The 4,016-nt window shown below is 40.5% G+C and carries 4 protein-coding genes; 1 reads left to right on the forward strand and 3 read right to left on the reverse strand.

The window, feature by feature from the left end; translation table 11 throughout:
• Nucleotides 1–100: 100 nt before the first annotated feature.
• The 3 genes from CK510_RS27375 to ffh form a co-directional block, all read right to left on the reverse strand.
• Nucleotides 101–538 (reverse strand): KH domain-containing protein, encoded by a 438-nt coding sequence (locus CK510_RS27375; RefSeq protein ID WP_095724660.1) that lies wholly within the window; start codon nucleotides 536–538, stop codon nucleotides 101–103.
• On the reverse strand, nucleotides 519–779 hold the full coding sequence (gene rpsP, locus CK510_RS27380) for a 30S ribosomal protein S16 (RefSeq protein WP_095724661.1): 261 nt from the start codon (nucleotides 777–779) through the stop codon (nucleotides 519–521). The genes CK510_RS27375 and rpsP overlap by 20 nt, the downstream gene beginning before the upstream one ends.
• 167 nt (nucleotides 780–946) lie before the next feature.
• Nucleotides 947–2,425, reverse strand: coding sequence for a signal recognition particle protein (gene ffh, locus CK510_RS27385; RefSeq protein WP_095724662.1), 1,479 nt, complete (start codon nucleotides 2,423–2,425; stop codon nucleotides 947–949).
• A 411-nt stretch (nucleotides 2,426–2,836) separates the two neighbouring features.
• Between ffh and CK510_RS27390 the strand changes: the two genes are divergently transcribed.
• On the forward strand, nucleotides 2,837–3,940 hold the full coding sequence (locus CK510_RS27390; RefSeq protein ID WP_095724663.1) for a pentapeptide repeat-containing protein: 1,104 nt from the start codon (nucleotides 2,837–2,839) through the stop codon (nucleotides 3,938–3,940).
• Nucleotides 3,941–4,016: the final 76 nt, after the last annotated feature.

The following is a 4,016-nucleotide window of genomic DNA, read 5'->3' on the forward strand; positions in this document are numbered from 1 at the left end:
GGTTTCTTATCCAGCCGTTTTTAGTATACATTTAGAAAAATCTACGTATTTTTCTTGAGAAACTAGCTTTCTTATTCTCGATTTCAAGTGAAACTAGAACTTAGACCTGACGGATGCGAGGTTTAACAAAAATCGGACGATTTGCGCTACCCCCGTTATCCCCGTTAATTTGCCTATCTCTAGCCCTCGGTGGTGGTAATCGCTCCTCGCCATCTTCCTCAAAAGATAGCCCATCACGACCGCCATTGCTGCCATAGATATCTAAATAGACCGACTGTCCAACTAACTGAGCTGCCGTTGATAGGCAAGTACGAATCGCCTGAATATTACGTCCGCCACGACCAAAGACTTTCCCCTTGTCTCCATCCTCAAAAGCAATACGAATCCAAGCTCGGTTCTGAGATTGACACATTTCGCAATCAGTGCTTAAAGATTCGGGAGACTCTAAAAACGGCTGGATAAGAAACCTGACTAAACCAATGTAGTCAGGATTGGATGTAAAAGAATTAATCGCCACCTTATGATGCGGGTTTTGCACTTACTTTTTCTAAGACGTTAGCTTTCTCTAAAATTCGACGTACGGTAGTTGTGGGTTGAGCGCCTTGTTGCAATCGCTTGGTAATTCCAGCTTCATTCAACCTTACTTCTTTTGTTCTAGGGTTGTAAAAACCCAATTCTTCGAGGGGAAGACCATCGCGACGAGAGAGGCTGTTAATCGCGATAATTCGGTAACTTGCTTCCCGCTTTTTGCCAAATCGCTTCAAGCGCAGTTTAATCATAGCTAAGAGATGATTGTCCTAAATTGATGCTGAGTTTTACAGTTTAATACTTAAACGGTAATTTTAGCACTTTAATTTGCTAAATGGGCATTAGCTATTAGGTATTGAGGAAAGAAGTATTTATTAGTTAAGTTCTAATTTCCACGTAGACACGATATATAGCGTCTCTACAAATTCCCAAACCCTTTTTTCTTTTTGTCTTTCTTCGGCTTTTTCTTACCCCCACTAACGCCATCATTATAACCCCGCCATCCAGGTGATGGACGGTTGCCACCTCCAAATAGGTTGCCACCAGCACCACCTCCAAACATTCCTCCTCCGGAACCCCCAGGCATTCCTGGAAAGCCACCTCCCTGGGTCATTTGCTGCATCATGGTACGCATCCGTTGGAAGTCGCTAACCAATTTAGTGACATCAGGCTCTTTGTAGCCCGAGCCCGATGCAACACGTTTTCTACGACTTGGGGAACTTGCGAGTAAATCGGGGTCACGACGTTCCTTGTGCGTCATGGAATTAATCATTGCTTCGCAGCGTTTTAGTTGGGTTTCGCCTTGTTTGAGTTGGTCGTCGGTAAGCTTGTTCATCCCTGGGAGCATCTTCATAATCCCCCCTAAAGAACCCATATTTTTCAACAGCCGCATTTGCTTGAGGAAGTCGGTAAAATCAAACTTGGCTGAGAGGATTTTCTCCTGCATTTTCTCAGCATCAGCAAAGTCGATTTCTTCCTGTGCCTTTTCTACTAACGTTAGGACATCACCCATACCCAAAATTCGCGATGCCATGCGATCGGGATAAAATGGTTGCAGAGCCTCGACTTTTTCCCCGACACCAATAAATTTGATCGGTTGACCAGAAATCCGCCTAACGGAAAGGGCTGCACCACCTCGACTGTCCCCATCCATTTTGGTGAGGATTGCCCCGGTAATGCCGATTTGCTCATGGAAAGTCCGAGTTAAACTTGCGGCTTCTTGCCCCGTCATCGCATCCACTACTAAAAGTATTTCATGGGGTTGGACGGTTTCTTTGATGCGGGCAAGTTCCCCCATCATGTCTTGATCGATTTGCAAGCGACCCGCAGTATCGATAATCACGGTATCAATACCTTCTGCTTTAGCTCGTTCAACACCTTGTCGGGCAATTTCTACTGGGTTGGCATCGCTTCCCATGTCAAACACTGGTACTTCGATTTGTTTCCCCAGGGTTTTTAATTGATCGATTGCAGCTGGACGGTACACGTCAGTTGCCACCATCATGCAGGAGCGGTTGATTTTACGTAGGTGTAGGGCTAATTTGGCTGTGGCTGTGGTTTTACCAGTACCTTGCAATCCAGCCATCAACACAATTGTCGGGGCTGTGGTTGCTTCTGCCAGGGGGACATTTTCTTCCCCCATGACTCCTAGCAATTCGTCGTAAACAATCTTAATAAACTGCTGGTCGGGTCGCACGCCGGAAATAACTTCGGCTCCTTGTGCTTTTGCTTCAACTTCGGTAATAAAATCTTTGACAACCTGAAGGTTTACATCAGCTTCTAAAAGGGCGCGGCGCACTTCCCGCAAAGCTTCTTGAATATTCGATTGGGAGATTTTATCTTGTCCCCGGAGCTTTTTCCAGGCGGAGTCTAAACGGTCAGATAGTGCGTCAAACATGATTTGGTTACAGGTAGGAATGGCAGTTTCAAGACAGATAAAGCGCTTTTTACAGCTTAATAGTTTTCTCGCCGACTGTAACGGGTGAGGCTAAGTCTATTTTTCGCTGACGGCAAATCAACATTGGTTTTCAGGCATAAATCTTTACCTATCTTTATCAAAAAAGTAAGTTTAATTTAGGATATGTTTTAACAAAAAAGATTCTCGTTCTGAATCCATGAGATTAAGTACAGCGTTGTAATTAGCACTTTGTGGACATCAAGTAATTATAGTATTTATTAGGGATGGGGAAGGCTTTGTAAGCAGATACAACACGACTAGGAGCAAAAATAATTACAAATACAAGTTATATTTGATACTCTAGAAAGTGCGGGCTATAGTATTGTTTATGGTGATAAGTGAGATTTTGTAATGACAACAATTATAACAATGCTTGCGATCGCTCTTTCGTTTGGGAAAAATTCATTCGTGCTGTGGTTATTCAAAGATGAATTTTTAGGTTCAATAAGTGTATTAGTCTGTTTATGGTTATTGTTGTGCATAATTTTTATTATTCGTCGAGAACAAAAAAAACAGTATTCTCAAAGTTCTGCGATAAACGTACCATTAGCTGGTGCGATCGCGCTCGATAATGTTCAAAGTCAGAATCTTGTTTTAGCTGATATCACAAGTTCTAATTCAAGTCAGTTAAATATTGAACGTTTAGAGCAATTCCATACTGGTAATGGTTTTGTTGATAATTTAGATAGTAATTTAGACAAGAATTTATTAGATAAAATTTTGAGTTTCAGTTATGAATCCGATTCTCAAGATGTGACTACTATTAGTTTAATTCTTGCTGATTTAAGTAACGCGCAGTTAGCAGGAGCAAACTTAAATGGAATTTATCTAAGTGGTTCTAATTTAAACTGTGCTAACCTGAGTTTTACTCAACTAAAAAATGCCAATCTGAGTGATGCTAATTTAGAAAAAGTTAACTTAATTTCCGCAAATCTGAGCAATGCAAATCTAAGTAGTGTCAATTTAAAAGAAGCCAATTTGAGTAAAGCGAATTTAGCCGCAGCAAATTTAAGTAAAGCAAATATTTCTAATGCTATTTTACCGGAAGTTAATTTTGATAGTGCTAACCTGAGCGATGGTAATTTAGCAGGAGCTAAACTCAATCATGCTATCTTCAAAGGAGCATATTTGTGGAATGCAAATTTTGAGAATAGTCAGCTTTATGGTGCGGATTTTAGCGATGCTTATATGAATAGTGTTAAGTTCAATCGTGCTAATCTCGAAAATGCTAATTTAAAAAATGCGAAATTAACTGAAGCAAAGTTCAAAAATGCAAACTTAATGAATGCAAATCTAATTAATGCTCAATTAGAAGGTGCAAATTTGATGAATGTAAATTTGAGTTATGGGAATTTAGAAGGGGCAAATTTAGAAGGTGCAAATCTAAGCTATGCAAACTTAAGTGGAGCTAAATTGAAATTCGCTAAAATTAGTCAGGCAACAAAAATTGATTAGGGTACATCCCAGTTTTTATTCTTCCAAGAAAGATAAATAAATCATGAGAAAGTAAAGGGAAATTAAACGCGAACGC

The organism is Brunnivagina elsteri CCALA 953 (assembly GCF_002289455.1).
GTDB classification, from domain to species: domain Bacteria; phylum Cyanobacteriota; class Cyanobacteriia; order Cyanobacteriales; family Nostocaceae; genus Brunnivagina; species Brunnivagina elsteri.